This window comes from Pseudoxanthobacter sp. M-2 (genome assembly GCF_046156265.1).
GTDB lineage: Bacteria > Pseudomonadota > Alphaproteobacteria > Rhizobiales > Segnochrobactraceae > CAMDHY01.
The window spans coordinates 447,400-472,612 of record NZ_JAWDIR010000022.1 but is presented as its reverse complement, the minus strand read 5'-3'; the positions used below and the strand labels follow the sequence as shown (position 1 = coordinate 472,612).

Annotated in this window: 25 protein-coding genes and 1 tRNA gene; 14 read left to right on the top strand and 12 right to left on the bottom strand. The window is 70.9% G+C overall.

The features are described from left to right. Positions 1-17: 17 nt before the first annotated feature. From RUR49_RS13855 to RUR49_RS13845, 3 genes are all read right to left on the bottom strand, one after another. Positions 18-1,370, bottom strand: a complete 1,353-nt coding sequence (locus RUR49_RS13855) for an amidase (RefSeq protein WP_409146963.1) — start codon at positions 1,368-1,370, stop codon at positions 18-20. Positions 1,371-1,508: 138 nt separating this feature from the next. Next, positions 1,509-2,294: a PRC-barrel domain-containing protein gene (locus RUR49_RS13850; RefSeq protein ID WP_409146962.1), complete on the bottom strand. Its 786-nt coding sequence runs from the start codon at positions 2,292-2,294 to the stop codon at positions 1,509-1,511. A 435-nt stretch (positions 2,295-2,729) separates the two neighbouring features. Then, complete coding sequence (locus RUR49_RS13845; protein WP_409146961.1) at positions 2,730-3,179, bottom strand: MarR family winged helix-turn-helix transcriptional regulator; 450 nt, start codon at positions 3,177-3,179, stop codon at positions 2,730-2,732. 266 nt (positions 3,180-3,445) lie between these two features. Here RUR49_RS13845 and RUR49_RS13840 point away from each other — a divergent pair, with 266 nt between their 5' ends. Together RUR49_RS13840 and RUR49_RS13835 are read left to right on the top strand one after the other, a co-directional pair. Further along, positions 3,446-4,231: an alpha/beta fold hydrolase gene (locus RUR49_RS13840; protein ID WP_409146960.1), complete on the top strand. Its 786-nt coding sequence runs from the start codon at positions 3,446-3,448 to the stop codon at positions 4,229-4,231. A 256-nt stretch (positions 4,232-4,487) separates the two neighbouring features. Then, positions 4,488-6,107: a GMC family oxidoreductase gene (locus RUR49_RS13835; RefSeq protein ID WP_409146959.1), complete on the top strand. Its 1,620-nt coding sequence runs from the start codon at positions 4,488-4,490 to the stop codon at positions 6,105-6,107. 98 nt (positions 6,108-6,205) lie between these two features. On the opposite strand, the gene RUR49_RS13830 is transcribed toward RUR49_RS13835, so the two are convergent. Further along, positions 6,206-7,111 (bottom strand): LysR substrate-binding domain-containing protein, encoded by a 906-nt coding sequence (locus tag RUR49_RS13830; RefSeq protein ID WP_409146958.1) that lies wholly within the window; start codon positions 7,109-7,111, stop codon positions 6,206-6,208. A gap of 109 nt (positions 7,112-7,220) precedes the next feature. Between RUR49_RS13830 and RUR49_RS13825 the strand changes: the two genes are divergently transcribed. From RUR49_RS13825 to RUR49_RS13815, 3 genes are all read left to right on the top strand, one after another. Further along, positions 7,221-7,544 carry a nuclear transport factor 2 family protein gene (locus RUR49_RS13825; protein ID WP_409146957.1) on the top strand — a complete coding sequence of 108 codons (324 nt, stop codon included), beginning with the start codon at positions 7,221-7,223 and terminating at the stop codon, positions 7,542-7,544. Next, positions 7,541-8,320 (top strand): SDR family oxidoreductase, encoded by a 780-nt coding sequence (locus tag RUR49_RS13820; protein ID WP_409146956.1) that lies wholly within the window; start codon positions 7,541-7,543, stop codon positions 8,318-8,320. The genes RUR49_RS13825 and RUR49_RS13820 overlap by 4 nt, the downstream gene beginning before the upstream one ends. A 249-nt stretch (positions 8,321-8,569) precedes the next feature. After that, positions 8,570-10,168: a putative bifunctional diguanylate cyclase/phosphodiesterase gene (locus RUR49_RS13815; RefSeq protein ID WP_409146955.1), complete on the top strand. Its 1,599-nt coding sequence runs from the start codon at positions 8,570-8,572 to the stop codon at positions 10,166-10,168. Between the two features lie 339 nt (positions 10,169-10,507). Here RUR49_RS13815 and RUR49_RS13810 read toward each other — a convergent pair. Then, a tRNA-Leu gene (locus RUR49_RS13810) sits at positions 10,508-10,592 on the bottom strand. A 201-nt stretch (positions 10,593-10,793) separates the two neighbouring features. On the opposite strand from RUR49_RS13810, the gene RUR49_RS13805 reads away from it, so the two are divergent. Further along, a complete protein-coding gene (locus RUR49_RS13805; RefSeq protein ID WP_409146954.1) occupies positions 10,794-12,257 on the top strand; it encodes an ATP-binding protein in 1,464 nt (487 codons plus the stop codon). Between the two features lie 113 nt (positions 12,258-12,370). Beyond that, a complete protein-coding gene (locus RUR49_RS13800; protein ID WP_409146953.1) occupies positions 12,371-14,014 on the top strand; it encodes a lysine--tRNA ligase in 1,644 nt (547 codons plus the stop codon). A 25-nt stretch (positions 14,015-14,039) separates the two neighbouring features. Here RUR49_RS13800 and RUR49_RS13795 read toward each other — a convergent pair whose 3' ends face one another. Then, positions 14,040-15,038 carry a hypothetical protein gene (locus tag RUR49_RS13795; protein WP_409146952.1) on the bottom strand — a complete coding sequence of 333 codons (999 nt, stop codon included), beginning with the start codon at positions 15,036-15,038 and terminating at the stop codon, positions 14,040-14,042. Positions 15,039-15,063: 25 nt separating this feature from the next. Further along, entirely contained in the window at positions 15,064-15,702 is a 639-nt protein-coding gene (locus RUR49_RS13790; RefSeq protein WP_409147148.1) for a S24 family peptidase, read from the bottom strand. A gap of 221 nt (positions 15,703-15,923) precedes the next feature. Here RUR49_RS13790 and RUR49_RS13785 point away from each other — a divergent pair, with 221 nt between their 5' ends. Together RUR49_RS13785 and RUR49_RS13780 are read left to right on the top strand one after the other, a co-directional pair. Continuing rightward, on the top strand, positions 15,924-16,304 hold the full coding sequence (locus RUR49_RS13785) for a DUF952 domain-containing protein (protein WP_409146951.1): 381 nt from the start codon (positions 15,924-15,926) through the stop codon (positions 16,302-16,304). Next, positions 16,301-17,398 (top strand): quinone-dependent dihydroorotate dehydrogenase, encoded by a 1,098-nt coding sequence (locus RUR49_RS13780; RefSeq protein ID WP_409146950.1) that lies wholly within the window; start codon positions 16,301-16,303, stop codon positions 17,396-17,398. The genes RUR49_RS13785 and RUR49_RS13780 overlap by 4 nt, the downstream gene beginning before the upstream one ends. Before the next feature lie 3 nt (positions 17,399-17,401). On the opposite strand, the gene RUR49_RS13775 is transcribed toward RUR49_RS13780, so the two are convergent. Continuing rightward, entirely contained in the window at positions 17,402-18,103 is a 702-nt protein-coding gene (locus RUR49_RS13775) for an HAD family hydrolase (RefSeq protein ID WP_409146949.1), read from the bottom strand. A gap of 509 nt (positions 18,104-18,612) precedes the next feature. Here RUR49_RS13775 and rpmB point away from each other — a divergent pair. Together rpmB and RUR49_RS13765 are read left to right on the top strand one after the other, a co-directional pair. After that, positions 18,613-18,900 carry a 50S ribosomal protein L28 gene (gene rpmB / locus RUR49_RS13770; protein WP_409146948.1) on the top strand — a complete coding sequence of 96 codons (288 nt, stop codon included), beginning with the start codon at positions 18,613-18,615 and terminating at the stop codon, positions 18,898-18,900. 83 nt (positions 18,901-18,983) lie between these two features. After that, on the top strand, positions 18,984-19,583 hold the full coding sequence (locus RUR49_RS13765) for a VUT family protein (RefSeq protein WP_409147147.1): 600 nt from the start codon (positions 18,984-18,986) through the stop codon (positions 19,581-19,583). An 18-nt stretch (positions 19,584-19,601) separates the two neighbouring features. Here RUR49_RS13765 and RUR49_RS13760 read toward each other — a convergent pair whose 3' ends face one another. Beyond that, positions 19,602-20,603 carry an esterase-like activity of phytase family protein gene (locus RUR49_RS13760; RefSeq protein WP_409146947.1) on the bottom strand — a complete coding sequence of 334 codons (1,002 nt, stop codon included), beginning with the start codon at positions 20,601-20,603 and terminating at the stop codon, positions 19,602-19,604. 5 nt (positions 20,604-20,608) lie between these two features. Continuing rightward, entirely contained in the window at positions 20,609-21,838 is a 1,230-nt protein-coding gene (locus tag RUR49_RS13755; RefSeq protein ID WP_409146946.1) for an argininosuccinate synthase, read from the bottom strand. Between the two features lie 148 nt (positions 21,839-21,986). Here RUR49_RS13755 and RUR49_RS13750 point away from each other — a divergent pair, with 148 nt between their 5' ends. Further along, positions 21,987-22,250 (top strand): hypothetical protein, encoded by a 264-nt coding sequence (locus tag RUR49_RS13750; RefSeq protein ID WP_409146945.1) that lies wholly within the window; start codon positions 21,987-21,989, stop codon positions 22,248-22,250. Next, a complete protein-coding gene (locus RUR49_RS13745) occupies positions 22,247-22,552 on the top strand; it encodes a type II toxin-antitoxin system RelE/ParE family toxin (protein ID WP_409146944.1) in 306 nt (101 codons plus the stop codon). Before RUR49_RS13750 ends, RUR49_RS13745 begins: the two co-directional genes overlap by 4 nt. A gap of 52 nt (positions 22,553-22,604) precedes the next feature. On the opposite strand, the gene RUR49_RS13740 is transcribed toward RUR49_RS13745, so the two are convergent. Both RUR49_RS13740 and RUR49_RS13735 read right to left on the bottom strand, forming a co-directional pair. Continuing rightward, on the bottom strand, positions 22,605-23,651 hold the full coding sequence (locus RUR49_RS13740) for an aldo/keto reductase (RefSeq protein ID WP_409146943.1): 1,047 nt from the start codon (positions 23,649-23,651) through the stop codon (positions 22,605-22,607). A gap of 38 nt (positions 23,652-23,689) precedes the next feature. After that, complete coding sequence (locus RUR49_RS13735; RefSeq protein WP_409146942.1) at positions 23,690-24,328, bottom strand: arylesterase; 639 nt, start codon at positions 24,326-24,328, stop codon at positions 23,690-23,692. A gap of 165 nt (positions 24,329-24,493) precedes the next feature. Here RUR49_RS13735 and RUR49_RS13730 point away from each other — a divergent pair, with 165 nt between their 5' ends. After that, positions 24,494-25,198: an ABC transporter ATP-binding protein gene (locus tag RUR49_RS13730; protein WP_409146941.1), complete on the top strand. Its 705-nt coding sequence runs from the start codon at positions 24,494-24,496 to the stop codon at positions 25,196-25,198. The last annotated feature ends 15 nt before the right edge of the window (positions 25,199-25,213 follow it).

Genomic DNA, 25,213 nt, shown 5'->3' with positions numbered 1-25,213 from the left:
GTTCGGCCGGACTGCCGCTACCGCGTCGCTGCGAGCGCCGCTTCCACCGCCATGCCGATCGACAGGATGCGCCGGTCGCTGCCGCCGGCGCCGGCGATCATCAGTCCGACCGGCGCCGTTCCGGGCGCGTGGCAGGGCACCGACAGGGCGCAGCCGTCGAGGAAGTTGATCAGGGTCGGGTTGCGCAGGATCAGGACATTCGCCGCGCCATAGAGGGCATCGTCGGCGACGAGCGGCGCGATCAGCGGCGCCACCACCGGCACCGTCGGCAGCACCAGTGCGTCGAACGGCGCGATCCGCGCCTCCACGGCGGCGATCCAGGCCGTGCGCGCATGCAGTACGTCGACATAGTCGGCCGCCGACATCGCCATGCCGCGCTCGATGCGCAGGCGCACGCGAGGGTCGTAGCGGTCGCCGTCGCGGGCGATCAGCGCCCGGTGATACGCCCACGCCTCCGCCCCCGGAAGGCCACCCTTGGCGTTGATCGCGGCGAGGGCGGCGAACTCCGGTACGGCGATCTCGGTCACCACCGCCCCCGCCGCCGACAGTGCCGACAAGGCCGCCTGGAAGGCGCTCGCCACCGTCTCGTCGACCCCCTCCAGCACCAGGGTCGTCGGCACGGCGAGCCTGAGGCCGCGCAGCTCCGCCGGCACCGGCACGTCGGCGTCCTCGCCGGCGAGCACGGCGTCGAGCAGCGCGCAGCACGCCACGCTCGGCGCCAGCGGGCCGATCGAATCGAGGCTGGTCGACAGCGGCAGCGTGCCGCGCGCCGGCACCCGCCGCGCCGTCGGCTTGAAGCCGGCGAGACCGCAGAGCGCCGCCGGGATGCGCACGGAGCCGCCGGTGTCGGTGCCGATGGCGGCGGCCGCCATGCCGTCGGTGACCGAGATGGCCGCTCCGGACGAGGACCCGCCGGGAATGCGGCCGGTAGCGCGGTCGTAGGGGTTCCGCGGTGTGCCGTAGTGCGGGTTGAGGCCAAGGCCGGAGTAGGCAAACTCGGTCATGTTGGTGCGCCCGACCAGCACCGCGCCGGCGGCCAGCAGGCGGGTGACGATAGTGGCGTGCCGCTGCGCCGGCGGCGCCTCGGCCAGCACGACGCTGCCCGCCCGCGTCGTCTCGCCGGCGATGTCGAACAGATCCTTCACCGAGATGGGCAGCCCTTCCAGCGGCGAGCGCGCCGCCCCGGCGGCCCGGAGCGCGTCGGAGGCGCGAGCGGCGGCGATCGCCCTGTCGCCGGCGTGGGCGATGAAGACGCGGGCGCCTTCGCCGTCGGGATCGCGGGCGCGGGCCACCGCCGCCTCGCTGAGCGCCTGGGCGGTGGTGCGGCCGGCCGCGAGGGCTGCGGAAAGGGCGCTGAGCGTCTCGGTCATGGCGGGGGTATCCGGTGAGATGAGCAGAGGCGGCACGCGCCTCCCTCTGTCTCATCGCATCCCGGCGCCCTGCCGTCACCCCGCCGCGTTCGCGATTGCTCGGCGCAACAGCGACCGGCAAGCAATCCGCGACGATCTCTACTGGGCCGCCGGGGTGGCAGTAGCCGGTGCCGTCGGGACGGGGTCGGGAATGAGGCTCTGGAAGATGGCGTCGTTGGTCGCCCGCCACGTCTCGTCCGCCAGCCACAGATAGTCCTGGTCCGGCATCAGCGGCACGGTCTTCACCTCGGCGCTCGGGATGCGCAGGAAGAAGCTGTTGCGCTCCTCGTTGACCTGCAGGTAGCGCAGCGGCACGACGATGCTGTCCTTGCCCGGAATGAAGAACCCGCCCGAGGCGATGATGACGTAGTCCCAGCGGTCCCGGGTGCCGATGATGACGTTGCGGACTTCGCCGACGATCTTGTCGTCGGCGCTGCGGACCTCCGAGCCGACGATCTCGTCGACACGAAGGCCGGGGCCGAGCTCGTTGATGTCGATCAGCGGACGGGCGCCGGGCGCGTCGCGGTTGCCGAGGATCTCGCCCCCCTGTCGCGTCTGGGGTTCGCCGGCGGCGAGCTGTTCGTTCGCCTCGTCCTCATCGTTGCCGCCGAGCTGTCCCATGGCCGGGGCGGCGATGAGCTGCCGGATGTTGCCGAGCACCCGCTCGCAGTCGTCGTGCAGGCCGTAGGACCAGAGCAGGAAGGCGGCGTCGCGCAGGGTCCGCAGATCGCGGACGAGGTGGCGGTTCTGCGGGTCGCGCAGCACAGGGTTCTCGAGGACCGCCTCTTCGAGCTGTGCATCCGAAATGTTGCACGTGGCAAAGGCCGGAGTGGCTCCGAGTGCGAACACGAACGCCAGAGCCACTGATATCCTGAGACTATTCATGAATTGTTCCGATCGGCGAGCCGGGATGCGCTGTAATAATATTCGAACCCGCATCGACAAACGCGCGTGGAACACCAGCCAACGTTGTATAACAACGATCAGGAGACAAAAAGGTTCCGATATATTGGTGAATACCTTGCCTGACGCGAACGAAGATCGGTCACAAAGTGACTCCTGATAACCAGGCATCGGGGGCTGAGCCCGACGCCGGGCTGAAGTCGACGAACGTCCACTGGAGCGCGATTAGTGTCCTGCAAGCGTCCGATCGGGAAAGGTCCCGATCAACGGCATGATCGCGTCGTCGTTGTTCTTCAAGGTGAAGTGGCCGCGGTCAATGCGATCAAACTGGAAGGCGGGGGAGGTCCTGCTGGCCGGGATAAGCACCGTTGTCCGGAAATAGCTCGCCGTGCCATCTGGCCTGCCGCGGACTTTTTATCATCCTGCCTGAAGGGCGAGAGCGTCTCGGAGCCGCTTCAGCCGCCGGTTGATCTCGCCAAGCTCCGCGGCGGACATGCCGGACGCCGCCAGCAGCGCGTCGGCGAGGCAGCCGCCCCTGGCCCGCAGCGCGCGGCCCTCGGTGGTGAGGGCAATGATCACCTGGCGCTCATCGTCGGGGTTGCGCGTCCGCCGCACCAGCCCGGCCGTCTCGAGGCGCTTCAGGAGAGGCGTCAGCGTGCTCGATTCGAGCGCTAGTTCCTCGGCGATGCCGCCGACGGTCTGCTTGTCCTCCCGCCACAGCACGTTGAGCACGAGGTACTGCGGGTAGGTGACGCCGAGCTCGTCGAGCAGCGGCTTGTAGGTGCGCTGGATCGCCATGCCGGCCGAGTAGACGGCGTAGCAGAGCTGGTCATCGAGGGGCAGCGGCCCCGTCCGTTCATCGTCCATCGCAGGTCCCAGGGCCCGGAGCCCAAAAGCCGGAGCTCGCCGGCATGGCGCCGCCCGTCGCGGCGACGAAATACATATCGCGATAACTTTCCTCTCGACAAGCCTCGCGTGGTCCGCTAGTTCATATATCGCGATAATAAATATCGCGCTATCGAACTACCGGCGACCCGTCACCAGGCGAGCGCTTCAGACGCCCGCTCCGGTCGCCGATCGTCCCACCCCCGCGGAACGCCACCGGCGTTCCCATCGACCGAGGAGCCATGACGATGTCCAAGAGCCTTCGCACCCTCGCCGCCGCCGCCCTCGCCGCGACGGCTTTCGCCACCGCCGCCTCCGCGCAGGACACCGGTGCCACCGGACAGCCCGGGCGCGCCAACAATGTCGTGCTGGTGCACGGCGCCTTCGCCGACGGCTCGGGATGGCGCGGCGTCTACGACGTCCTCACCGCGAAGGGTTACCGGGTGAGCGTCGTCCAGAACCCGCTCACCTCCTTCGCCGACGACGTCGCCGCGACGCGGCGGGTGCTCGAGCGCCAGGACGGCCCGACCATCCTCGTCGGCCACTCCTACGGCGGCACCGTGATCACGGAGACAGGCACCCACCCGAAGGTTGCCGGCCTCGTCTATGTCGCGGCGTTCGCGCCCGACGTCGGCCAGTCGACCGGCGACCAGCTCGCCGAGATCCCGCCGCCGCCGGAGTTCATCATCGAGCCGCAGGCCGACGGCTTCGGCTTCATCAACGGGCCGATGTTCAAGGCGGGCTTTGCGGGTGACACCAGCGACGCCGACGCCGCCTTCCTGCGCGACTCGCAGGTGCCGATCGCCATGGAGAGCTTCGGCGCCAAGGTCACCCAGGCGGCGTGGCGGACGAAGCCGAGCTGGTTCGTGGTGGCGACGGAGGACGGCGCCATCGACCCGAAGCTCCTGCGCGCCACGGCGGAGCGCATCGGCGCCGCGACCTACGAGATCGAGGGCAGCCACGTCGTCTTCCTGACCCAGCCGGAAGCCGTGGCCGACGTGATCGACCGCGCCGCCCGCAGCGCCGGCCAGTGATGGTCCGGCTCTAGCCGAACACCGAGCCACCGAAGGTCCGGCTCCGGCCTGACACCGAGCTGCTGAGGGTCCGGCTCCTGCCGGACTTGGCAACACCGGCGGGCAGCCCCGCCGGCAGCACGACCGCCGACCCGCTCGCCGGGCCGGCAACCCGCGCTCCCGCAACCCGATCGTCGGACCCACCCGACCCGCTCTGCACAGGCAGGCCGGGACCGACCCGGTGCGGCCGGAGCCGATTGCGAGAAGGACGTTTCAGATGACCCGTGAGTTCACATCCCCCGATGAGGCCGACGCCCGTCGGCGCGCCGGCGAAGGCCAGCAGCGGCCCGCCGCCGGCCTTCAGGCCCAGTACGACTTCATCGTCTGCGGCGCCGGCGCGGCCGGCTCGGTGGTCGCCGCGCGGCTGTCGGAGAACCCGGCCGTCCAGGTGCTGCTGATCGAAGCCGGTGGCAGCGACGAGGCCGAGAGCGTGCTCGATCCGACGCAGTGGCCGGCCAATCTCGGCAGCAGCCGCGACTGGGGCTTCCACGCCCAGCCGAACCCGCATCTCAACGGCCGCGCGCTGCCGATGTCGATGGGCAAGGGTCTCGGCGGCGGCTCCAGCATCAACGTCATGGTGTGGGCGCGCGGCCACCGCCGCGACTGGGACTTCTACGCCGCGGAAGCCGGCGACGCGGCCTGGGGCTACGATGCCGTCCTCGACATCTACCGCCGCATCGAGAACTGGCAGGGCGCACCCGATCCGCATTATCGCGGCATCAATGGCCCGGTCTGGGTGCAGCCGGCGGCCGATCCGAGCCCGGTCGCGCATGCGATGCTCGACGCCGCCCGCGAGCTCGGCATCCCGACCTTCGACCATCCGAACGGCCGGATGATGGAAGGACCGGGCGGGGCGGCGATCACCGACATGCTGGTCCGCGACGGCCGTCGCCACTCGCTCTACCGCGCCTATGTCCGGCCCGTGCTCGACCGGCCGAACCTGACGGTGCTGACCGACACGCTGGTGCGCCGCGTCGTCTTCGAGGGTCACCGGGCGACCGGTGTCGAGGTCGTCCGCAAGGGTGAGGTGCTGGCGATCGGCGCGCGCTGCGAGGTCGTGCTGTCGATGGGCGCGATGCAGACCCCGAAGGTGCTGATGCATTCCGGCATCGGCGACGAGGCCGAGCTCGGCCGCGTCGGCATCCCCGTCCTGCAGCACCTGCCCGGCGTCGGGCGGAACCTGCAGGACCACGTCTCCTTCGGCTGCATCTGGGAGTATGCGGAGCCGCTGGCGCCGCGCAACTCGGGCAGCGAGGCGACGCTCTACTGGAAGAGCCGGGCCGACCTCGAGGCGCCCGACCTGCTGTTCTGCCAGGTCGAGTTCCCCGTCCCGAGCGACCGCACGGCGGCGCGCGGCGTGCCGGAGCACGGCTGGACGATGTTTGCGGGTCTCGCCCAGCCCGCGAGCCGCGGCCGGCTGCGCCTGACGGGCACCGACCCGCTGGCGCCGCTCGCCATCGACGCCAACATGTTGTCGGAGCCCGTCGACATGCGGACCGCCATCGCCTGCGTCGAGCTCTGCCGCGAGCTCGGCAACGCCCAGGCGTTCCGGCCGCTCGTCCGCGGCGAGGCGATGCCGGGCAACCTCAAGGGCGCGACGCTCGAGTGGTTCATCCGCGACGCCGCGGTGACCTACTGGCACCAGTGCGGCACCGCCAAGATGGGGCGGGACGAGATGTCGGTCGTCGACGGGGCGCTGCGCGTCTACGGCATCGAGGGCCTGCGCATCGCCGACGGCTCGATCATGCCGCGCGTCGCCACGGGCAACACCCAGGCACCGTGCGCGATCATCGGCGAGCGGGCGGCGGCGATGGTCCGCAGCACGCACGGCCTCTGACAGGGCCGCCGACCGTGCGCCTCCGCCACTGGCGGGGGCGCGCCTCCCGCGGGGGGACGTTCCCCCCGCGGACCCACCTATCAGTCCCGCCCCGGCCGTCAGGACTTCGCCTTCCGGCCGAGCTCGCGGGCAAGCCCGATGAAGGCCTTCAGGGCGGCCGACGGATTGCGGCGGCCGGGGTAGTAAAGGCAGAGGTCCGCGAACGGCGGCGTCCAGTCATCGAGGACGCGGACGAGCCGTCCCTCGGCGATGTCGTCCCGGACGTTCTGCTCGAGGAAGAGCCCGATGCAGAGGCCGTCGAGAACGACGGCACGCGCCAGGCTAGCCTCGTCCAGCGTGATGGGGCCGGTCACGTCGACCTGCACCGTCTCCCCGCTCTTCTCGAAATGCCACCGGAGCAGCGCCCCGTTCGGCAGCCGGACGCGAATGCACGGATGGGCCATGAGATCGGCGGGCGTGACCGGTGCGCCCTGTCGTCGGAGATAGTCCGGAGAGGCGACGACGGCGTAGCGCTGCGGCCGCCCGAGCGGCACGGCGATCATGTCGGCGGGCACGAGGTCCGCCCGGCGCACGCCGAGATCGAAGCCATCGGCGACGATGTCAACCAGGCGGCCTTCGGTCACGAGGTCGACATGCACGGTCGGATGCCGGCGCAGGAACGTGACGACGAGCGGCGAGATGATCTCCCGCCCGCCGGCGGCAAACGCGTTGATGCGCAGCGTGCCCGACGGCGTCGCCTGGTGGGAGCGGACGGCGTCCATGGCGCCATGGATGTCCTGAAGGGCCGGCGCCACCTGCTCGACGAAGGCACGGCCAGCGTCGGTCAGGGCGACGCTGCGGGTCGTCCGGTTGAACAGCCGCACGCCGAGCTTCGCTTCGAGCTTCGCCACGGCGTTGCTGAGCGCCGTCGTCGACATGCCGAGCGTGAGCGCCGCGCCGCGGAACGAGCCTGCGCGGGCGATGGCGACGACGGCATCCAGCTCGGCGAGGCCGGGCCGGTACATTCGGGATTATCCCTCTATACGCAATGATACATCCCGCTTTGTCGCGCTTATCGTGATGGATGTCGAAGGCTAAATCGGGGGAGCGAGAGACTGAGCCAGGAGAAACGCCATGATTTTGCCAGCCCCCATTCGAGCCTTCTTCGACGCCGATGCCGACAGCACTGGTGCCGCCCCCCTCGGCGCCTTCGCGCCGCAGGCCGTCGTCCGCGACGAGGGCAGGACCCACGTCGGCCACGACGCCATCGCGGCGTGGTGGCGGGCCGCCAAGGCCGAGTACCGGCACACCGCAGAGCCGCTCGAAGCCACCGAGGACCACGGCCGCGCCCTCGTCCGCGCCCGCGTCACCGGCGACTTTCCCGGCAGCCCCGCCGATCTCACCTTCGCCTTCCGGGTCGAGGACGGCCTGATCACCGGCCTGGAGATCGGCGCATGACCGGCTTCCTCCAACTCGACGGCAAGACCGCGCTCGTCACCTCGGGCACCCGCGGTGCTGGTGCTGCGACCGTCGCGCTCCTGCGCGACCTCGGCGCGCGCGTGCTGACGTCGGCCCGGTCGCGGCCGGCCGATGTGGCCGACGACCTCTTCGTCGCCGCCGACCTCACCACCGCCGAGGGCTGCGAAAGTCTCGCCGCCGCCGCGCGCGAGCGGCTCGGCGACCTCGACATCCTCGTCCACATCCTGGGCGGCTCGTCGGCCCCGGCCGGCGGCTTCGCCGCGCTGGGCGATGCCGAATGGGCGCGGGAGCTCGATCTCAATCTCATGCCCGCGGTGCGGCTCGACCGTGCGCTGCTGCCGGCCATGGTGTCGCGCGGCAGCGGCGTCGTCGTCCACGTCACCTCGATCCAGGCCACCCTGCCGCTGCCGGAGGCGACGACGGCCTACGCGGCGGCGAAGGCGGCGCTCTCCACCTACAGCAAGAGCCTCTCGAAGGAGGTCTCGCCGAACGGGGTGCGGGTGGTGCGCGTGTCGCCGGGCTGGATCGCCACCGAGGCGGCCGACCGGCTGGTCGAACGGGTCGCGGCCGACGCCGGGGTCAGCCTCGATGCAGGCCGGGAGGTCATCATGCGCTCGCTCGGTGGCATCCCGCTCGGCCGGCCCTCGACGCCCGCCGAGGTCGCGAACCTCATCGCCTTCCTCGCCTCCGACCGGGCGGCGAGCATCACCGGCGCCGAGTTCGTCATCGACGGCGGCACGATCCCGACGGTTTGAGGGGCTGAAGCCGGTCGCCGCGCCTGGCGCCAAGCCGCCGCCGGGCCCGCGGCCCCTGCCTGCCGTCCACGGCCGGGCGTCATGCGGGTGCGATTGCGCGGCAGCGCCATATCAGGTCGATGGATCCCACCGGCCTTGCGGCCCGGCGTCGCCCGTTCCCGGCTCCAGGCTTGGCTACGTGCCCGGCGGAATCTGGTGATATGAACAGGATGCGGATCCGACAGGCCAGATCGAAGGAGGGAGGACGCCGTGAGCAGTAACCGTCCACGTCCTCTCGTCACGCCGTTGTCGGCGCTGCTCTCCTTCGCCGCCATGCTGGCGATCATGGGCCTCATGTCCACGTGGTGGGAGTTCTCGCTCCGGGACGAGGTGCTCCCGCAGCTCGGCATCGCCACCAGTGCCGGTTTCGACGATCCCGGGCGCTGGCGCTTCATCATCACCGCCGTGGCGTTCGCCGCCTTGAGCCAGCTGGGGCCGGCCCTGCTGCTGTTCCGCGCCATGCGCCGCCTGGACCGGGCGCGGATCGACGTCATCAAGGCCCGCGAGGAGGCCGACGCACTCGCCCGTTACGACCCGCTGACCGGGCTTCCCAGCCGCCGCATGCTGCGCGACCATATGCGCAACCGCCTCGCCGTGGCGACGGGGACGGGCGGCTACGCCGTGCTGCTCATCGATATCGAGCGGTTCAAGGCCGTAACCGATCTGCACGGTCTCCATATGGGCGACAGGCTGCTGCTCGAGATTGCCAGCCGCATCAAGCGCCCGCTGCCGCCCGACGCCATCGCGTCGCGCGTTGGCGGGGAGGAGTTCGCGGTCTTCCTGCCGCGCCCGAACGCGCTGGCGGCACTTGGAAAACTGGCCCAGCAGATCATCTCCCAGCTCTCCGCGCACTATCAGGTCGACGACCTGGACCTGCGCCTTGGCGCCGCCATCGGCATCGCCGTGACGCCGGAGAACGGCACCGATGAGGGCGAGGTGATGCGCTCGGCGGAAGCCGCGCTCTACCGTGCCAAGCGCAGTGGCGGCAGCTTTCGTTTCTTCGAGCCGGCGATGGACGTGGAGCAGAGGCAGTCGCGGCGGCTGCAGCGCGACCTGCAGAGTGCCATTGCCGCGAATGCGATCGTTCCGCACTACCAGCCGCTGATACGCCTCAAGGACGGCACGGTGGCGGGCTTCGAGGTGCTGGCCCGCTGGAACCATCCCTCCCGGGGCTTCATCTCCCCGGAGGTCTTCATCTCCCTCGCCGAGGAGACCGGCCTCATCGGTCAGCTGACCCAGTCCATCCTGAGACAGGCCTGCCGTGATGCGGCCCAATGGCCCGACAAGATCAAGATCTCCGTCAATCTGTCCCCGGTTCAGCTCAAGGATGTCGCGCTGCCCGATCAGCTTCTGAGCATGCTGAGGACCCTCGATTTCCTGCCCAAGCGGCTGGAGATCGAGATCACGGAGACCGCGCTGGTGGATGACGACAAGGCCGCCAGCGCGATCCTGACGCGCCTGCGGGCCGCGGGCATCGACATCGCGCTCGACGATTTCGGCACCGGCTACTCCAGCCTTCACAATTTGCGCATGTTCCCGGTAACCAAGCTGAAGATCGACAAGTCCTTCGTTCGGTCCATGACCACCGACGAGAACTCGACGAAGCTGATCTCCGGGATCCTGGCGCTGAGCCGCAGCCTTGGGATCGCCACCACTGCCGAGGGCATAGAGGAGCCCTCCGAGGCCGACTTTCTCCTCTCGAGCGGCTGCGATTTCGGCCAAGGCTACTTCTACGCCAAACCCATGAAAGCGGACGACGTGCCGGGCTTCCTGAAGGACCGCGCTCCCGCCTTGAGAATCGTCCGCTGACATGCGGAACGGACCGGGCCGCTGACCTGCGCTTTCTGGAAGCGCCAAAGACAGATCGCTTGCCGACGCGGCGGGATCACCCGACGCGGAGCTGAAGTCCGCCGCCGTCGGAAATCGTCACCGGTTTGCTCGTGGCTTTGGCAGAGCGGATCGTGAGATCGGCATGGGCAACCCGTGTTGGGATCACCGCCGCGTGGCGGCACGGATGCAAACATGCGTGCCAACGCAGTTGGGAGCTTCAAGGGGGCAAGCCGGGACGGGCAGAGCCAGCGTCGCCGGGGAACAACCCTCAAATATCAGCTGCTTGCGGCTCCCACCGAGCCCCCCGAGAGGGGTCGATGGTGCCCAGGAGAGGACTCGAACCTCCACGGCTTGCACCACTGGTACCTGAAACCAGCGCGTCTACCAATTCCGCCACCTGGGCAACGGCGGTTGAGATACGGGGGCACCGGGCGGTTGTCAATCGCGGCCTTGTCGGTGACCGCGCCGGGATGAAAAGCGGCGTCGCAAATTGCGCCGTGTCGCAGTGCGGCAACATCTCAATCCTCTGGCTTCGTGCTATGGTCGGACCACGGCACGCGGGGATCGGCGTGGAAAGGTGCCGCGCGCTGGCGGGGACGGAGTGATGACGGGGGACGGCGGGGCGGCATCGGGAGCTGGCGATGGACGCCCGCGCCTGAACGTCGGCCTTTCCGGCAAGCTCGTCGTTCTCACCGCGCTGTTCGTGATGATCGCGCAGGTGCTCGTCTACGTCCCCTCGATCGCCAACTACCGGATCACCTGGCTGCGCGACATCCACGCCACCGCCGGCGTCGCCGCGCTGGCGCTCGCCTCCACCGAGCGGCTTCCGGCTGCGCTCGAGGAGCGGCTGCTCACCTCCACCGGCGCCATCGCCATCGCCCTCAAGGACGGCCGCCGGCGGCTGATGCTGACGCGCGACGCCGTCCCGCGGCCCGTCGACGTCCACGCCGACCTCGACCACATCACCGCCACCGGCGCCGTGCTCGACGCCTTCGACAGCCTGCTGTTCGGCAGTGGCCGCATCCTGCGCGTCACCGGCCGCCTCGCCGGCTCCGCCGATCTCATCGAGGTGGTGGCGCCGGAGGACGAGCTCGTCGAAGCGATGCTCGCCTACTCGCGCTCCGTGCTGGTGATCTCGCTGGTGATCTCGCTGGTGACGGCCTGCTTCGTCTACTGGAGCCTCCGCCGCCTCACCGTGCGGCCGCTGCAGCGGCTCGCCTTCGCCATGAACCGCTTCGCCGAGGACCCCTCCGACGCCGACCGGCTGATCGTGCCCTCGGACCGCCGCGACGAGGTGGGCGACGCCGAGCGGCACCTGCGCTGCATGCAGGACGAGATGCGCCGCACCCTGCATCAGCAGCGCCACCTCGCGCAGCTCGGCCTCGCGGTCTCGAAGATCAACCACGACCTGCGCAACCTGCTCGCCTCGGCGCAGCTGTTCTCCGACCGCCTCGCCGGCCTGCCCGACCCGACTGTGCAGCGCCTCGCGCCGAAGATCGTCCGCGCCCTCGACCGGGCGGTCGGCTACACCCAGACGGTGCTCTCCTACGGCGCCGTCAAGGAGGCGCCGCCCGAGCGCCGGCTGATCCGCCTGCGCGGCCTCGTCGAGGACGTCGCCGAGGTGACCGGCCTCGCGCAGCATTCCAACATCGAGTTCTCGCTCCTGGTGCCGCGCGACCTCGAGGTCGACGCCGATCCCGACCAGCTCTTCCGGGTGCTGCTCAACCTCGTCCGCAACGCCATCGACGCGCTCGAGCGCGACAGCGAGCCGAGCCTGGTGCGGCGGCTCACCATCTCGGCGGAGCGCGTCGGAACGGTCAGCGTCGTCACCGTCGTCGATACCGGTCCGGGCGTGCCGGCGCGGGCGCGGGAGCACATGTTCCAGCCCTTCCAGGGCTCGACCCGGGCCGGCGGCACCGGCCTCGGCCTCTGCATCGCCGCCGAGCTCGTGCGCGCCCACGGCGGCACCATCGCCCTCGTCGGCGGTCCGCCCGGCGCCGTTTTCGAGATCACCCTGCCGGACCGCCCGGTCGACCTCGCCGCCGTGCGCCGCGCCGCCGGCCGCTGAGCCGGCCCGCCGTCGGCCCGCGCCACGCCGTCCACCCTCGCCATCCCCCGCTTTCCCGGCTACACGTCGCCCGCGCCCACGGGCGCCTACCCGCAACCGGAGCCCTTCATCCGATGTCGTCCTCCGTGCCGACCACCGCCGCCGCAGCCCTTTCCGACCTCGCCACAACGGCCCGCGCCTGGCCGTTCGAGGAGGCGAAGAAGCTCGTCGCGCGGGTGGAGAAACGCGGTGGCGGCGGCACGGTGCTGTTCGAGACCGGCTACGGCCCCTCGGGCCTGCCGCACATCGGCACCTTCGGCGAGGTGGCGCGCACGACGATGGTGCGCCACGCCTTCCGCGTGCTCACGCAAGACCGCATCCCGACGCGGCTGCTTTGCTTCTCCGACGACATGGACGGCCTGCGCAAGGTGCCGGACAACGTGCCGAACCGGGAGATGCTGGCGGGCTTCCTCGGCAAGCCGCTCACCGAGGTGCCGGACCCGTTCGGCGAGCACGCGAGCTTCGGCGCCCACAACAACGCGCGCCTGCGCTCGTTCCTCGACGCCTTCGGCTTCGAATACGAGTTCGCCAGCGCGACCGATTACTATCGCTCCGGCCGCTTCGACGCGACGCTGCTCAAGGTGCTCGCCGCCTACGACGAGGTGATGGCGATCATGCTGCCGTCGCTCAGGGCGGAACGGCAGGCGAGCTACTCGCCCTTCCTGCCGATCTCGCCGACGACGGGCGCGGTGCTGCAGGTGCCGCTGGTCGAGCGCAAGGTGGAGGCGGGGACGATCGTCTACCGCGATCCCGATACCGGCGCGCTCGTTGAGGTGCCGGTCACCGGCGGCCACTGCAAGCTGCAGTGGAAGCCCGACTGGGCGATGCGCTGGGCGGCGCTCGGCGTCGACTACGAGATGGCCGGCAAGGACCTGATCGATTCGGTGAAGCTGTCGGCGCGGATCTGCGCGGCGCTCGGCGCCCCGCCGCCCGAGGGCTTCAACTACGAGCTCTTCCTCGACGAGAACGGCGAGAAGATCTCGAAGTCGAAGGGCAACGGGCTCACCATCGACGACTGGCTGGCCTATGCCTCTCCGGAGAGCCTGTCGCTGTTCATGTTCCAGAAGCCGCGGTCGGGCAAGAAGCTGTTCTTCGACGTCATCCCGCGCAATGTCGACGACTACTACACGTTCCTGGCCAAGTACCATCAGGAGAGCCCGGCGCAGCAGCTCGAGAACCCGGTCTGGCACATCCATACCGGCACGCCGCCGACCCTCGACCTGCCGGTGTCGTTCTCGTTGCTGCTGAACCTCGCCAGCGCCTCGAACGCCGACGACCGCGCCGTGCTGTGGGGCTTCCTGAAGCGCCAGGACGCGAGCCTGTCGCCGGAGAACCACCCGGAGCTCGACCGCCTGGTCGGCTACGCCATCCGCTACTTCCACGACCGCGTCGCGCCGACGAAGCGCTTCCGCGTGCCGGACGAAACGGAGCGGCAGGCACTGACCGCGCTCGATGCGGCCCTCGCCGCCCTGCCGGCGGGCGCCGACGCGGAGGCGATCCAGGCGGCGGTCTACGAGGTCGGCCGCGCCGTCTTCCCGGATACGGCGAAGCCCGGGCCGGACGGACGGCCGGGGGTCTCGCTCGCCTGGTTCGCGACGCTCTACCAGCTGCTGCTCGGCCAGGAACGCGGGCCGAGGTTCGGCTCGTTCGCGGCGATCTACGGCGTGCCGGAGACGTGCGCCCTGATCGCCACGGCGCTCGCCCGCACCGACGGCTGATCGCGAGCGGGCGACGGCGTCCGGCCTACTGGCCGGGCGTCGCCTCGGCGGGATCGTCGGCGGGGAGGGTGCCCTCGGTCGGGGCGGCGTCCGTCGCCGCGCCATCGATCGCCCCGTCATCGTCCGGCTCGTCGAGGCCCTTCGGTTCGGTCTGCCAGAGGCCGCGGTTCTCGTCGCGCGCCGTCTCGCCGAGGGCGGCGAGCGTCGGGGCGGCGGCATCCGCCGGCGCTGCCCAGCCGTTCTCCACGAGCCAGGTGGCGATGTCGGTGCGGCCGACCCGGCAGCGCACCACGCTGACCTCCGCTTCGGCGCTGCCGAACCCCACCTCGCCGAGCGGCAGGCATTCCACCGCGCGGTGGCGGACGAAGCGGCGCAGCGCCGTGCGCGCCCGCGTGCCGCAGGACCAGCGATTGCCGGCCGCGTCGCCGCACTCGGCATCCGCGGCGGGCACGTCGACGTCGGCGAGGCGCAGCGTGCGATCACCGGCAATGAGGGTGCCCGCATCGGTGACGACGACGCGGAAGAAGCGGCGCGGCTCGACCGGTGCCGGCTCGGGGATCACCGGCACCACTTCCGGCGCCTTCTGCAGCCGCACGATCGGGCCGACGCGCACGGGCGCAGCGCCGCTGACGACGCCACCGCCGACGTCACGCGCCGGCGCCAGCTGATCCTCGACGGCGATGTAGCCCTCGGGCGCCTCGAGCGGCGGGGCCGCGCCTGGTGCGGCGAGGGTCCGCGAGGGGGCGTTCGCCGGGGGCGTCGCCGATCCGGCCGGCGCAGCGGCGGGATCGGCGGGCACCAGAACGCGTGAAGGGCTCGGCGACGACGGCACTGTTGCGGGCGCGCCGGTCGAAGGCGAGGTGGCAGACGGCGGCGCCCGGCCGGCCTCCGGCGCGCCGGGACCGAGTGGCACGATGGTCTCGCCACCTGGCGGCGGAGCGTCGCCGAGGAAGAAGTAGCCGGCGACGGCGAGGATGGCGACGCCCGCGAGGATCGTCGCGAGGATCTCGATCAGCCCCCGCATCACACCGGCCCCGGCCCGGGCACCGTCACTGGCTCGCCCAGAGGATGCGGGCCATCCAGTCGACCTGGCGCATCGGTACGGAGCGCGGCGGGTGGTCGGGGTTGAAGGAGTGCAGCTCGACCGCTTTCAGCGTCTGGCGGTGCAGGATCTTCACCATCACCTCGCCGTCGGTGGTGCGCACGACGACACGGTCGTCCCGGCGTACGGCGGCGGAGCGCGAGACGATCAGCACGTCGCCGTCGCGATAGGCCGGCAGCATCGATTCACCACTGACCTCGAGGGCGAAGATCATCTCGCCCTCGCCGCTCGGAAACGCGATGGCGTCCCAGCCGGTGCCGACGGGAAAGCCGCCCTCGTCGAAGAAGCCGCCGGCGCCAGCCTGGGCGAGGCCGAGCAGCGGCACCGCCGGCCGCTGCACCGGCAGGGCATCCTGGGCGGGTCGGCCGAGGGAGAAGAACCCGCCGAGGTCCTCGCCGGTGGCGTCGAGCACCTTGGCGATCGATTCGGTCGAGGGCCAGCGGGGGCGCCCGTCGCCGCCGACACGCTTCGAGCGGTTGAAGGTGGTCGGGTCCAGCCCGGCGCGCTTGGCGAGCCCGGAGGGCGACATGCCGTGGCGGACGGCGAGAGCGTCGATCGCCGACCAGACACGGTCGTGGGTGAGCATCGGCTGGCCGAGCATCGGCGTGTCTCCGGCCGTCGCGGGCGGGCGCCTTGGCGCGTGGCGACGGCTCGAGCCTCACAATGCGAGGAATTTATGCCTCACGCCCTTTCAGTTAATGCCCCCGGCGCCACTTGTCCAGCAATCCGGCGTCGATCCGCCGGCGGATCGCTTGTCGCCGGCCGCCGCCGCCGATAGGACGGGCGCACGAAAGCAGGACCCGACCGATGACCGACACGCCGCCGCCCACCGTCTACAAGATCGTGCCGGCGGGCCTTTGGGCAGAGGCCGAGGCGGCCGGCCGCCTCGACGGCGCGCCAGTGGATACCGCCGACGGCTTCATCCATTTCTCCACCGCCGCCCAGGTCGCTGAGACCGCCGCCCGCCACTTCGCCGGCCAGGCCGACCTGCTCCTCGTCTCCGTCGATGCGGCCGCCCTGGGCGCAGCGCTGATCTACGAGCCGTCGCGCGGCGGCGCTCTGTTCCCGCACCTCTACGCACCGCTGGGGCTCACCGCCGTCACCGCCGTGCGGCCGCTGCCGCTCGGCTCCGACGGGCGGCATATCTTCCCGGCGGACGTGATTGCGGCAGCTGGAGGCGCCGCATGATCGGCCTCGGCTACAAGCTGGCGCGGCCGGCGTTGTTCTCGCTCACCGAGCCGGAGGCCGCCCACCGGATGACGATCCGCGCGCTCGCCGGTGGCCTCGTGCCACCCTGCGGCGTGCCGGCCGACCCGCGGCTCACGGTGGACGCCTTCGGGCTGCGCTTCCCCAACCCGCTCGGCATGGCCGCCGGCTTCGACAAGGACGCCGAGGTGCCGGACGCGCTGCTGCGCCTCGGCTTCGGCTTCACCGAGGTCGGCACGCTGACGCCGAAGGCGCAGGAGGGCAACCCGAAGCCGCGGGTGTTTCGCCTCGCCGACGACCACGCCCTGATCAACCGCCTCGGCTTCAACAATGGCGGCCACGCCGGCCGCGCCCGCCTGGTCGCCCGGCAGGGACGCGGCGGCATCGTCGGCGTCAACGTCGGGGCCAACAAGGACAGCGCCGACCGCGTCGCGGACTACGTGGCCGGCATCGAGCGCTTCGCCGACCTCGCCTCCTACTTCACCATCAACGTCTCGTCGCCGAACACGCCGGGCCTGCGCGGCCTGCAGGAGCGCGGTGCGCTGGAGGAACTCCTCGCCCGCGTCGCCACCGCCCGCGACGCCGCGGCCGCGCGCCACGGCCGGCGCGTGCCGCTGCTCCTCAAGGTGGCGCCGGATCTCGACGAGGCCGCCGTCGACGACATCGTGGCCGTGGTGGAGGCGAGCGCCCTCGACGGGCTGATCGTCTCCAACACCACGCTGGCGCGGCCGCCGAAGCTCGCCTCCGCGGCGGCCGGCGAGGCGGGCGGGCTATCGGGGCGGCCGCTGTTCCGGCGCTCGACCGTCATGCTCGCCCGCTTCCGGCTGAAGTTCGGCGACCGGATGCCGCTCGTCGGCGTCGGCGGGGTCGATTCGGGACCGGCCGCGTTCGCCAAGATCCTCGCCGGAGCGAGCCTCGTGCAGCTCTATACCGGCCTCGTCTACGAGGGGCCGGCGCTCGTCGGCGACATCCTGCGCCATCTCGGCCGCGAGCTCGACCGCCGGCGGCTGCCGTCGATCGCCGCCGCCGTCGGTCTCGAGGCCGAGGCGTGGGCGGCGATCGACCCGGAGAGCTGAGGCTCAGCCGATCTCGCGCACCAGCGGCAGCACCTGGCCGAGGTGCTCGACCTCGCGGAAGCGCGGCGACTCAACCGGCACCTCGGCGTGCTCCAGCACCCACGTCAAGGCGTGCGGGACGAAGACGCCCCACCCACCCGCCTCGATTGCCGGCACGACGTCGGATTTCAGCGAGTTGCCCACCATCATCGCCCGCTCCGCCCCGTCACCGTGGCGGGAGAAGACGCGGGCATAGGTCGCGGCCGTCTTGTCGCTGACGATCTCCACCGCGTCGAACAGCTCGCCGAGGCCCGACTGGGCGAGCTTGCGCTCCTGGTCGAACAGGTCGCCCTTGGTAACGAGCACCAGCCGGTAGTCGCCGGAAAGCGCCTGAAGCGTCTCGGTGACGTGCGGCAGCGTCTCGATCGGGTGGCGCAGCATCTCGCGGCCGGCGGCGAGGATCTCGCCGATGACGGCCGCCGGCACGCGGCCCTCCGTCACCTCGATCGCGGTTTCGATCATCGACAGCGTGAAGCCCTTGATGCCGAAGCCGTAGTGGCCGACGTTGCGGCGCTCGGCGGCGATCAGGCGCTCCGTCAGGTGGTCGCGCTCGGCGTGCTCGGCCAGAAGGGCGGCGAAGCGATCCTCCGTCAGGCGGAAGAACTGCTCGTTCTGCCAGAGCGTGTCGTCGGCATCGAAGCCGATGGTGGTGAGGGTGCGGGTCATCACGTCAATCCATACGGACCGCTAGCCGGCTCCCAAGCGCCTTCCGTCCAGTCGATGTCGTAGGGCGCTAGATTGGCTCGAAGGTCAGCTTCGGTTTCGCACCAAGTGTTGAATCCCTGCCTCTCCGGTCCGATGAGGTAGAGATAGAAGCCTCCGGTGTCCGCCCGGTCGTCGTCGATCTCAGCGCGCCAGCCCGCGTACTCCCCGCTTCTGAAAACGCCTCGCCGAACGATCACTTGCACCTCCCTCGAACCCGAAGCCCACGCTTAAGCCAGACGTGCCGCAGAGGAGAGTTCCTCAAGGCGCGGGACGCGGAACGAAGCGAGGAGCGTATGGCTGAGGACCGTCCGGGCCGCAACGGCCTTGGTTCTTGACGCCTCCGGGCGCGGTGCCTATAGAAGCGCGACTTCCGACCAGGATCTGGCGACGTCAGGGCGCCGGCCGCTCGCTGCGGACGGCACGATATCCCGAACTGACCGTCGACCGAAGAGACAAGAAGGTTAAGACCGATGGCCCGGCGCTGCGAACTGACCGGCAAGGCCGTGATGACCGGCAACAATGTCAGCCACGCGAACAACAAGACGCGTCGGCGCTATCTGCCGAATCTCGTCAACGTGACGCTGATCTCCGACGCGCTCGGCGAGAAGGTGCGGCTGCGCATCAGCGCCTACGCGCTGCGCTCGGTCGAGCACCGTGGCGGCCTCGACGCTTTCCTCGCCAAGGCGAAGGACAGCGAGCTCGGCCCGCGCGCGCTGCTCGTCAAGAAGCAGATTGCCCGCAAGGCGCTGGCGGCCTGAGGCAGACGCGGGTGCGGACGGTGTCCTCGCGACCCGCCACGCCCGTCTCCCGGTCCGGTGCGGCGATCGCCGCCGTCGCCGCCATGGTGGCGGTGGTGGTGGCCTCGAACGTGCTCGTGCAGTACCCGGTCGACGGCACCCTCGGCCCGCTTGTGCTGGCCGACCTCCTCACCTGGGGCGCCTTCACCTACCCGGTCGCTTTCCTGGTCACCGACCTGACGAACCGCTGGCTCGGGCCGACCGTCGCCCGCCGCGTCGTCTATGTCGGCTTCGCGGTGGCGGTGGCGCTGTCGATCTATCTGGCGACGCCGCGCATCGCGGTCGCCTCCGGCACCGCCTTCCTGGTGGCGCAACTCCTCGACATCTCCGTCTTCAACACGCTGCGCCGCGCCGCCTGGTGGCAGGCGCCGCTGATCGCATCCGTGCTCGGCTCGATCGTCGACACGGCGATCTTCTTCGGCACCGCCTTCGGCCCCTTCGGCATCATCATCGGACCGGACGATCCGTTCGCGGTGGAGTTCGCGCCGCTGTTCGGGATCTTCGCCACCGAGTTGCCGCGCTGGGTTTCCTGGGCGCTCGGTGATCTCGCGGTGAAGCTCGCCGCCGCGCTCCTGCTGCTGGCGCCCTACCGGGCCGCGATGGCACTGGTGTTCGCCGCCCCCTACGAGCCGACACGCGCCTGACGCGGCCTGCCGCTCCGGCTAGTCCACCAGCCGGAAGCGCAGGAGCAGCGTCCGCTGCAGGAACGAGCGGTTGTCGTCGGAGACGAGGGTGAACACCGTGCCGCCGGCGTCGGTGTCGACCGCCATCCCCTCCATATTGTCGATCTGCTGGGAGAACCCGGCCTCGATCAGCACCTCCCCGTCCAGCACCGCGCCGGCCGCTATGGTGTCGGCGGCGATGCGGCGGATGCGCATGCCGATACCGTCGCCGAAGCCGAATCGCCGCTCCAGCACGAGAAGGTCGCCGTCCGGCAGGAAGGCGGCATCCGTCAGCGCGTAGTTGCCGGCGCCGGCAAGCGCGATCGACTGCCACCGGCCGCCGTGGATGAGGCCGCCGGGGATGGTCTCCCCGTCCGCTGACGGCCCCTCGGCGAACACCAGCACCGCGCCGGCGAGCGGCCGCCCGGCCGGCACGACGGCGAGCGCCTCGCCGCGGCTGTTGCGCGGCGCCTTCGCCAGCGCCGGCGGATAGGCGGTGATGCGCGGGGTGGTGTCGAAAGGTGGCGCGTCGCGATAGACGGCGATGTGGCCGGGTGTCTCGAAGGAGACGAGCACCTCGCGGCCGCCGTCGGCCCGCATCCGCACGGCCACCGCCTCGGCATCACCCGGCCGCTTGCCGCGGATCGGCTGTCCGTCCGGTCCGGCGAGACGGCCGACGCGGGCGTCGGCGAGCGCCACCGGCGCTCCGCCGTCGTCGAGGGCGACTGTCGCCGTGATCCAGTCGCCATAGTCGGTGACGGCCAGGAGCCGCCGGCCGCCGTCCTCGGTGACGACGCCGGACAATCCGCCGAGGCGGGCGTCCGCCGAGGTCAGCGAGACGCCGCCGAGCCACTCCAGCGCGCCGAAGCGGGTCACCTCCGGGCGCGACGGGTCGAAGGCGGCGATCGGCGCGGCGCGCAGGACGATCGGCTCGTCGGCGGCCGCGACCGCCGACGCCGCGGCGAGTGCGACGGCGAGGGCCGCCGTCGCGGTTCGCAGCACCCGGCTCAGCCGCCGTGCGCCTTGCGGCGGGCGCCGAGCAGGCGCAGGCGGAGCGCGTTCAGCTTGATGAAGCCCGCGGCGTCCTTCTGGTCGTAGGCGCCCGCATCGTCCTCGAAGGTGACGATCTTCGAGGAATAGAGCGAGTAGGGGCTGTCGCGGCCGATGACGATGACGTTGCCCTTGTAGAGCTTCAGCCGCACCGTGCCGGTGACCATCTCCTGGCTCTTGTCGATCGCCGCCTGCAGCATCTCGCGCTCCGGCGAGAACCAGAAGCCGTAGTAGATGAGCTCCGCATAGCGGGGCATCATCTCGTCCTTCAGGTGGGCGGCGCCGCGGTCGAGCGTCAGGCTCTCCATCGCCCGGTGGGCGACGTGCAGGATGGTGCCGCCGGGGGTCTCGTAGACGCCGCGCGACTTCATGCCGACGAAGCGGTTCTCGACGAGGTCGAGGCGGCCGATGCCGTTCGCCCGGCCGAGCTCGTTCAGCTGCGTCAGCAGTGTCGCCGGCGACAGCGCCTTGCCGTCGATCGACACGGCGTCGCCCTTCTCGAAGCCGATCTCGACGATCGTCGCCTTGTCCGGCGCGTCCTCGGGCGACAGCGTCCGCTGGAAGACGTAGTGCGGCGGCTCCTCCGCCGGGTCCTCGAGCACCTTGCCCTCGGAGGACGAGTGCAGGAGGTTGGCGTCGACGGAGAACGGCGCCTCGCCGCGCTTGTCCTTGGCGATCGGGATCTGGTGCTTCTCGGCGAAGTCTAGCAGGTCGGTGCGCGACTTGAACTCCCAGTCGCGCCACGGCGCGATCACCCGGATCTCCGGCTCGAGCGCATAGTAGCTGAGCTCGAAGCGGACCTGGTCGTTGCCCTTGCCGGTGGCGCCGTGGCAGACGGCGTCGGCGCCGACCTTTCGGGCGATCTCGATCTGGCGCTGGGCGATCAGCGGCCGGGCGATCGAGGTGCCGAGCAGGTAGACGCCCTCGTAGAGCGCGTTCGCCCGCATCATCGGGAAGACGAAGTCGCGGACGAACTCCTCGCGCAGGTCCTCGACGTGGATGTTCTCAGGCTTCACGCCGAGAAGCTCCGCCTTGCGGCGGGCCGGCTCGAGCTCCTCGCCCTGGCCGAGGTCGGCCGTGAAGGTGACGACCTCGCAGCCGTAGGTCGTCTGCAGCCATTTCAGGATGATCGAGGTGTCGAGCCCGCCGGAATAGGCGAGGACGACCTTCTTGACGTCGCGGCTCACGCGCGGCTCTCCGTGTCGGTCGCGGGGCCACCCCGCGGGCGGCCGCACTCTAGTCGCGCGCGGCCGGGACGCAAGCGGAAGGGGAGCCTCGTTTGCCGAGGGTGGGCGGGTGGACTACATTTGTTCGTGTCGCAGAGAGGACCGCCCCATGAAGGTCGCGATCGAATTGACGCCAGAGCAGGACGAACTCGTCCGCGTGTGTGTCGAAAGCGGGCGATACGAGAACGCCGAGGCCGTCGTCGCGACGGCGCTTCGGGTGTTCGCCGCTGTCGAGGTGGAACGAGCAGGGTTCGAGCGCTCGATCATCGAAGCCTCGGAGGAGGCAGAGCGGGATGGGACCTTCACCATCGACGAGGTGATGGAGGAGGTCGAGGCGATCATCGCGGAGGCTGAGCGCGAGCGCGCCGCTTGAGGGCCCGCCTCTCACCCCGTGCGCGCCGGGAGGCCGTCGCGGCTGCCCAATGGATCATGCGCGACAACCCGTCCGCTGCGAGAGGCTTCATGGCGGCCGTTCGCCAGGCAACGCTACAGATCAGCGAGTTCCCGCGGGCAGGGAGGCCGCGGCCAGAACTCTTGCCGGATCGCTTTCGTTTTCTGACGCTGACCCGGTATCCCTATCTACTGCTGTACGACGCCGGATTGACGCCGCCGGTCATCATCCGCGTCATGCATGCGGCACGTGATCTCCCCGCCACGCTTCGATCGCTCCAATGAGAGCGGGGTGCGATTTGGACGACGACTTCGAACCGGGGTCGCTGAGCGCTCCTCACGGGCACGGGTTCATGTGCCGCCGGTGGATCGCGTCGATCTTCGCCTCGAGCTCGGGCGTGATCGTCACGTCGGCGGCGCCAAGGGCGGCCTCGAGCTGCGCCGGCGTCGTTGCACCGACCAGCACCGTCGTCGTGAACGGGCGCGACATCGCGAACGCCAGCGCCATCTGCGACGGGTCGAGGCCGGCCTCGGCGGCGAGGTCGCAGTAAGCGTCATAGGCCTCGTCGGCGTGCGGGCCCTGGTAGCGCTGCTGGCGGTCGAACAGGGCGACACGCGAGCCCACCGGCCGGGCGCCGTTTCGATACTTGCCGGTGAGGAAGCCCTGGGCCAGCGCCGAATAGACGACGAGGCCGACCTTCTCCCGCTCCGCCACCTCGGCGAGCGAGCCCTCGAAGGTGCGGTTCACCAGCGAATAGGCGTTCTGCACCGAGACGATGCGCGGCAGGCCCGCTCGTTCTGCCGCAGCGAGCCACGTCATCACGCCCCAGGCGCTCTCGTTGGAGACGCCGATGTGGCGCACCTTGCCGGCCGTCACGAAGTCGGCCAGCACCTGGAGCGTCTCTTCGATCGGCACCTCGTCGGCGGCGCGGTCGGAGCTGCGCCAGACCGTCGGGTTGGAGCCGAAGCCGCTGACGTTCCGGTCCGGCCAGTGCATCTGGTAGAGATCGACATAGTCGGTGCCGAGCAGGCGGAGGGAGCGCTCCAGCGCCGCCGTCAGGTTCGCCCGATCGAGTTTCGCGGGACCGCCGCGGAACCAGCCCATGCCGGTGCGGCCGACCGCTTTGGTGGCGACGAGCACGCGGTCGCGGCCGCCGCGGCTCTTCAGCCACGAGCCGATGATCTCCTCCGTCCGCCCCTGCGTTTCCGGCTTCGGCGGGATCGGGTAGAGCTCGGCGGCGTCGAACAGGTTGACGCCCGCCGCCACCGCCCGGTCCATCTGGGCGTGGCCCTCGGCCTCGGTGTTCTGCTCGCCGAAGGTCATGGTGCCGAGCGAGAGTGCGCTGACACGCACGTCGGTGCCACCGAGAGGGCGGTATTGCATGGAAATTCCGTTTCAGGAGGGAGGTCGGGCGAGCGGCGTCAGGAGGCGCCGACGCGGTCGAGGAGCTGTTCGACCGCCGGCAGGATGCGCTCGACGATGATGGCGACGCCGGCTTCGTTCGGGTGGATGCCGTCCGGCAGGTTGAGCGCCGGGTCGGCGGCGACGCCGTCGAGGAAGAACGGATAGAACAGCGCGCCATGGCGCTCGGCGACGGTGGCAAACACCGCGTCGAACGCTTCGCCGTAGGCTTCGCCGAGATTGCGCGGGGCGCGCATGCCGGCGACCAGCACCGGCAGGCCGCGGTCCGTCAGTCGCGCGACGATCTGGTTCAGGTTTTCCGCCGTCCGCGCCGGATCGGTGCCACGCAGCATGTCGTTGCCGCCGAGCTCGACGATCACCGCCTGCGCGTCGGTGCCGACCGACCAGTCGAGCCGCGACAGTCCGCCGGCGGTGGTGTCGCCCGACACGCCGGCGTCGATGACCGTGACGTCGCGGCCGCGCTTCTTCAGCGCCGCCTCGAGCCGCGCCGGGAAGCCTGCGCCCGGCGGCAGGCCGTAACCCGCCGTGAGGCTGTCGCCCAGCACGACCAGCCGGATCGGCTCCGCGGCGGCGGGTGTGACGACGGGAGCGGCGGCAAGGGCAAAGAGCACCGCGAAGAGGGCGGCAAGGCGTCTCATGGTCTCTCCAACTCTTCCCCGCGACCAAAGGCGAAGCCCGACGGTCTGGAAGCCGCCACGCTAGAGCCCATATCACCGGGGCGGTATGTAGGCCACCGCAGCGCCGCCGGCGACCTCCCCGCCGCCGTCGCCCCGATTTTCCCGCCTCTGGAGACGATCCCGACGATGACGCGCGACGCTCACCGCCCGGCGGTCGAACTCGAGGGCCTGCACCTGTCCCTCGGCAACGGCGCCGCCCGCGTCGACGTCCTGAAGGGCGTCGACCTGACGATCGAGCGCGGCTCCTCCGTCGGCATCGTCGGGCCATCGGGCTCCGGCAAGTCGACGCTCCTGATGGTGATGGCGGGCCTCGAGCGCCCCGACCGCGGCCACGTCGTCGTCGCCGGCGAGGACTTCGGCACGCTGTCGGAGGATGGCCTCGCCCGCGTCCGCGGCCGCTCGATCGGCATCGTCTTCCAGTCCTTCCACCTCATCCCGACGATGACGGCGCTGGAAAACGTCGCTGTGCCGCTGGAGCTCGCCGGCCGCGCCGATGCCTTCCAGGTCGCCACCGCAGAGCTCTCGGCCGTCGGGCTGTCGCACCGCCTCGACCATCTGCCGAGCGAGATGTCCGGCGGCGAGCAGCAGCGCGTCGCCATCGCCCGCGCGCTCGCGCCCGCCCCGGCGCTGCTGCTCGCCGACGAGCCGACCGGCAACCTCGACGCCGCCACCGGCGGCGCCATCGTCGACCTCCTCTTCCGCATGCAGGCGGCGCGCGGCACGACGCTGGTGCTGGTGACGCATGACGGCGCATTGGCGGCCCGCTGCGGGCGCACGGTGCGCGTCAATTCGGGCGTCATCGCCGACGCCGGCCTCGCGGTGCCCGCGTGACGACGGCGGGGGATC

Excerpts from the sequence above, each read along its gene's own strand:
- RUR49_RS13855 (WP_409146963.1), bottom strand. The coding sequence starts at position 1,370 with ATGACCGAGACGCTCAGCGCCCTTTCCGCAGCCCTCGCGGCCGGCCGC.
- RUR49_RS13850 (WP_409146962.1), bottom strand. The coding sequence starts at position 2,294 with ATGAATAGTCTCAGGATATCAGTGGCTCTGGCGTTCGTGTTCGCACTC.
- RUR49_RS13845 (WP_409146961.1), bottom strand. The coding sequence starts at position 3,179 with ATGGACGATGAACGGACGGGGCCGCTGCCCCTCGATGACCAGCTCTGC.
- RUR49_RS13840 (WP_409146960.1), top strand. The coding sequence starts at position 3,446 with ATGTCCAAGAGCCTTCGCACCCTCGCCGCCGCCGCCCTCGCCGCGACG.
- RUR49_RS13835 (WP_409146959.1), top strand. The coding sequence starts at position 4,488 with ATGACCCGTGAGTTCACATCCCCCGATGAGGCCGACGCCCGTCGGCGC.
- RUR49_RS13830 (WP_409146958.1), bottom strand. The coding sequence starts at position 7,111 with ATGTACCGGCCCGGCCTCGCCGAGCTGGATGCCGTCGTCGCCATCGCC.
- RUR49_RS13825 (WP_409146957.1), top strand. The coding sequence starts at position 7,221 with ATGATTTTGCCAGCCCCCATTCGAGCCTTCTTCGACGCCGATGCCGAC.
- RUR49_RS13820 (WP_409146956.1), top strand. The coding sequence starts at position 7,541 with ATGACCGGCTTCCTCCAACTCGACGGCAAGACCGCGCTCGTCACCTCG.
- RUR49_RS13805 (WP_409146954.1), top strand. The coding sequence starts at position 10,794 with ATGACGGGGGACGGCGGGGCGGCATCGGGAGCTGGCGATGGACGCCCG.
- RUR49_RS13800 (WP_409146953.1), top strand. The coding sequence starts at position 12,371 with ATGTCGTCCTCCGTGCCGACCACCGCCGCCGCAGCCCTTTCCGACCTC.
- RUR49_RS13795 (WP_409146952.1), bottom strand. The coding sequence starts at position 15,038 with ATGCGGGGGCTGATCGAGATCCTCGCGACGATCCTCGCGGGCGTCGCC.
- RUR49_RS13790 (WP_409147148.1), bottom strand. The coding sequence starts at position 15,702 with ATGCTCACCCACGACCGTGTCTGGTCGGCGATCGACGCTCTCGCCGTC.
- RUR49_RS13785 (WP_409146951.1), top strand. The coding sequence starts at position 15,924 with ATGACCGACACGCCGCCGCCCACCGTCTACAAGATCGTGCCGGCGGGC.
- RUR49_RS13780 (WP_409146950.1), top strand. The coding sequence starts at position 16,301 with ATGATCGGCCTCGGCTACAAGCTGGCGCGGCCGGCGTTGTTCTCGCTC.
- RUR49_RS13775 (WP_409146949.1), bottom strand. The coding sequence starts at position 18,103 with ATGACCCGCACCCTCACCACCATCGGCTTCGATGCCGACGACACGCTC.
- rpmB (WP_409146948.1), top strand. The coding sequence starts at position 18,613 with ATGGCCCGGCGCTGCGAACTGACCGGCAAGGCCGTGATGACCGGCAAC.
- RUR49_RS13765 (WP_409147147.1), top strand. The coding sequence starts at position 18,984 with ATGGTGGCGGTGGTGGTGGCCTCGAACGTGCTCGTGCAGTACCCGGTC.
- RUR49_RS13750 (WP_409146945.1), top strand. The coding sequence starts at position 21,987 with ATGAAGGTCGCGATCGAATTGACGCCAGAGCAGGACGAACTCGTCCGC.
- RUR49_RS13740 (WP_409146943.1), bottom strand. The coding sequence starts at position 23,651 with ATGCAATACCGCCCTCTCGGTGGCACCGACGTGCGTGTCAGCGCACTC.
- RUR49_RS13735 (WP_409146942.1), bottom strand. The coding sequence starts at position 24,328 with ATGAGACGCCTTGCCGCCCTCTTCGCGGTGCTCTTTGCCCTTGCCGCC.
- RUR49_RS13730 (WP_409146941.1), top strand. The coding sequence starts at position 24,494 with ATGACGCGCGACGCTCACCGCCCGGCGGTCGAACTCGAGGGCCTGCAC.